5 protein-coding genes are annotated in these 3,719 nt (G+C 68.5%); 3 read left to right on the top strand and 2 right to left on the bottom strand.

The window, feature by feature from the left end:
• Positions 1 to 179 precede the first annotated feature (179 nt).
• Positions 180 to 479 (top strand): hypothetical protein, encoded by a 300-nt coding sequence (locus ACFQEU_RS12785; RefSeq protein WP_379782742.1) that lies wholly within the window; start codon positions 180 to 182, stop codon positions 477 to 479.
• 179 nt (positions 480 to 658) lie between these two features.
• A complete protein-coding gene (locus ACFQEU_RS12790) occupies positions 659 to 838 on the top strand; it encodes a hypothetical protein (RefSeq protein ID WP_379782745.1) in 180 nt (59 codons plus the stop codon).
• A 97-nt stretch (positions 839 to 935) separates the two neighbouring features.
• Here ACFQEU_RS12790 and ACFQEU_RS12795 read toward each other — a convergent pair whose 3' ends face one another.
• Positions 936 to 2,003 (bottom strand): type II glyceraldehyde-3-phosphate dehydrogenase, encoded by a 1,068-nt coding sequence (locus tag ACFQEU_RS12795; protein ID WP_379782747.1) that lies wholly within the window; start codon positions 2,001 to 2,003, stop codon positions 936 to 938.
• 210 nt (positions 2,004 to 2,213) lie between these two features.
• On the opposite strand from ACFQEU_RS12795, the gene ACFQEU_RS12800 reads away from it, so the two are divergent.
• On the top strand, positions 2,214 to 3,164 hold the full coding sequence (locus ACFQEU_RS12800) for an aminopeptidase (protein WP_379782749.1): 951 nt from the start codon (positions 2,214 to 2,216) through the stop codon (positions 3,162 to 3,164).
• Between the two features lie 84 nt (positions 3,165 to 3,248).
• Here the strand turns inward: ACFQEU_RS12800 and ACFQEU_RS12805 are convergent.
• Positions 3,249 to 3,719: HVO_0234 family beta-propeller protein (locus ACFQEU_RS12805; protein WP_465261144.1), on the bottom strand; the 471-nt coding region annotated here is incomplete at its 5' end.

A 3,719-nucleotide genomic window follows, 5' to 3' on the forward strand; every position in this document is an offset into this window, starting at 1 on the left:
GCTGTCCGCCGCTGGCGAGGGGGGTGCGGCGGTCGCGCTCGCCGCGTTCTCCGCGCCGTTCACCCTCGTCTTCCTCGCGCTCGCCGCGCGGCTCTGACCCGTCGTCACCCGCGTCGCCGTTCGCGGTCACGACCACCCCCACCGGTCGACTCAAATAGCGGCACACCCTACCAACGTGTATGGACAGACAGCGGCTCGAACGGGCGTTGGCCGACGAGTTCGGTGGGACCGACGCGCAGCGACGCGCGGTGGCGCGGGCCGCCAGTGATCTGGCCGACTCCGGAAAACCCTCCAGGGATCGCGGCCACGGTCTCACCGTCCCCGCGGTGGTCCGTCACCTCTCGGACGCACCCGACGGCTCCTCGCTCGTCGACCGGTGGAACTGGTGGATGGGGGCGCTCGAAGCCGCCTACGGCGGGTATGACTACTTCACGGTGCGGTTCGTCGCCGACGACGAGGAAGCCGGACTCCGCCGGTGACCGATGGCTGCTCCCGCCGGTGACCGGCGGCTAGATGCCCCAACGGTCGACGGTCGATCCCCGAACCCCGATCAGTAGTTCCCCGGACGTATTCGTCCGTTCAGGCTCGCATGGCTTTACTTTCAGTTTCACTCCGGGGATGGCTCGCTTATACAACGGTTCCGACGGATCGCTCTCGTATGAGCGTGGCAACAAGCGACCGGCCCCGATACGCGACACCAACGCGGGTGGAGGTCACGGAGTGCCGAACCGACCGTATCCTCGACCGTGCACGGTCGAACCGTGTCGCCGACAGCGAGGTCTACTTGGAGCGTCGCGGTGGGCGGACGTTCCTCGTGACGACGCCGACCGATCGCTAACGACCCGTTTCGGGGGACTCTCTGCTGCGGGCCAGCGGAGCCGATCAGTCACCTGCCACTGACCAGTCGTCAGCGATCAGCCGTCAGTTGTCAGCGATCAATCGTCAGCCGTCACCGGACCGTTCGGCGTCAGTTCCTCACCCAGACGGCCCCCCAACCCGACGCCGAGCGCTTCGTTCGTCCGGGTGACCGACTCGTCCACGGGTATGTCCGTGGTCATGGCCCGGATCGCGTCGATGTTCTCCGGGACGACGTCCGCCTCTTGGTGTACGTTCTGGAACAGGTAGAGATCCGTCCCTGAGACGCTGATCGACTCCGCCCACAGGCAGTTCTCCCAGAGGTCTCCCCGCGGTCGCCCACAGTCCAGCGCGTACTCCTTCAGCTTTCCCGCGCCGTCGATCCCCGCGACCTCGGGGATGAGGAAGAGCCGGGATTCCCGTGCGAGCAGCTCGCGGACCTCGTCGGCAGTGGGCGCTGCCCCGAGACTGACGTTGACGCTGTGGGTGTGCATCGCCGTGACCGGCGCTTTCAGCGCAGCCGTGTCAATGTCGACCTCGGGAAGAACGGTGCGAACGTCCGGGCCGTGGTGGGAGGGAACGGTCGCCGGGTCCGGGACGATATCGTTGATCGGGCCCCGGTCGGTCTGTGCGGGGTCGCCGCCGCGACGAACAAGCGTGACGCGGGCTTTCTCGACTCCGTACGCTTCATCGAGCGGTGCGAGCAGCCGGGCGAGCCCGGTGGTGTTACACGAAACGACGCGCACGGTATCGGCGTCGCGGGCGGTCTCGAAGCTCGTCCGGGCGGTGAAGGAGGCGTCCGCGACGTTCGCGGCCTCGCCGCCCTGAAACACGGCTCGAACGTCGTGGGACGCGTAGCGCTCGCGGTTCCGTGCACCCACCCCGGCGGGACAGCAGTCGACTATCACGTCGACGCTATCGAGGAGGTCCGGGAGGGTGCCAGCGAGGGGGAGCCCGGCGTGCTCGAACTCGCCGAGACGGTCCGAATCTGCGGCGTAGAGGGCGTATCCGCGCTGGACAGCCGAATCGGCCTCGTGGTTCGGGCTCCGCTTCGCCACGCCGCGGAGCACCATGTCCGGCTGCGCCGCGACCGCGTCCGCGACCCGTTTCCCGATCGTCCCGTACCCGTTCACACCCACTCGTGTCATATCGGTATGACCTCCGTCGGCACGCATAATTCTTTCGAGGATTTTTCATAGAAACTAACTACGTCGCGAGTAACGGATCAGTTAATTCGGGGGATGTGAGCGTGTAACTGAATTGTGTAATAGAGTAGTAATTGCGGTTCGATCCGGGGCGGTCCGGGGCACCGCGTGCCGATGACAAGGACTAACGCCCGCCGGGACCCACTGATCTTTATGAGAGATCAGCTGGGTTCAGCGGCCCGAACGGCTATCGAGCAGTGCCTGCGTGTCGAGTCCGACGAGTCCGTCGTCGTCGTCACTGACGACGAGCGCGAACCGATCGGCGAGGCGTTGTACGATGCCGCGACTGAGGTCACCGACGACGCGACGGTCCTCCGGTACCCCCCGAGCGACCAGCACGGGACGGAGCCGCCGGCGCCCGTCGCGGCCGCGATGGCGGAAGCGGACGTCTTCCTCGCGCCGACGACGAAGAGCCTGAGTCACACCCGCGCCCGCGGCGCGGCTTGTGACGCCGGTGCGCGCGGTGCGACGCTCCCGGGGATCACGGAAGACGTGTTCGTAACGGGGCTCGACGCCGACTACGCTGCCATCGACGCCGCCTGCGACGACGTGCTCGACGCGGTCGGCGACGCGGACGAGATACGAGTCACGGCCCCCGCGGGGACCGACATCACGTTCGGCGTCGGCGACCGGGAGTGGCTCGCAGACACGGGGTCGGTCCACGCCCCCGGCGAGTTTTCGAACCTCCCGGCGGGCGAAGTGTTCCTCGCGCCCGAAACCGCGACCGGCACGTTCGTCGTCGACGGGACGATGATGCCGCACGGGCTGCTCGAGGAGGGTCAGACGCTGACGTTCGAGGTCGAAGACGGCCTCGTCACGCGGATCGACGACGACGCGATCCGCGCGGACATCGAGGCCGCCGCCGAGTCGGTCGGCGACGCCGCCTACAACCTCGCCGAGCTGGGGATCGGCACCAACGTCGGCGTCGAGACGCTCGTCGGGTCCGTACTCCTCGACGAGAAGGCGGCGGGAACCGTCCATATCGCGATCGGCGACAACGCCGGGATCGGCGGCGACACCGACGCACCTCTCCACCTCGACGGGATCGTCCGGAACCCGACCGTCCACGCCGACGGCGAGCCGATCGACCTCCCGAGCGCCTGAGGCGGTCCTGTCGCGTAGAGGGAGCTTCGCGATTGAACCCGCGCCACGCCACGGACCCGCCGCCCCCGTTCCGCGCCGCCCCCGTCACTCCACGGTCGCGAGCGCGACCCCGCCGACGTCGCGAACGCCCACCACTTGGTGTCGCCAGCCGTCGCCGGCGTCGACACACAGGGTCCCCGCCTCCGTGACGACGACCGAGATCCCCGGCCCGTAGCCGAGCGCGACGGGACGCTCGTCGACCGGAAGTGTCGGTGTCACCCACGCGTCTGAGTCCCACCCCTGAACCGACTCGCCCGACCTGATCGTACTCCCGGATTCCTCCTTTTCGTCGGGCGTGCTCCCGGATCTTCCCTTGTCGTCGGGCGTGCTCCCGGATCTTCCCTTGTCGTCGGGCGTGCTCCCGGATCTTCCCTTGTCGTCGGCCGTGCTCCCGGATCCTGCCCCGCCGGGGGGCGTACCCTCGGGTCCCTCTCCAACCGTTCCGTCACGGACGAGCAGCTCGCCCGCGACGACCGCCATCGCGTGGCCGCCGCCGTCCCCGGCGACCGCGGTCGC

The sequence above is a fragment of the Halorubrum tibetense genome (genome assembly GCF_042661865.1).
GTDB classification, from domain to species: Archaea; Halobacteriota; Halobacteria; order Halobacteriales; family Haloferacaceae; genus Halorubrum; species Halorubrum tibetense.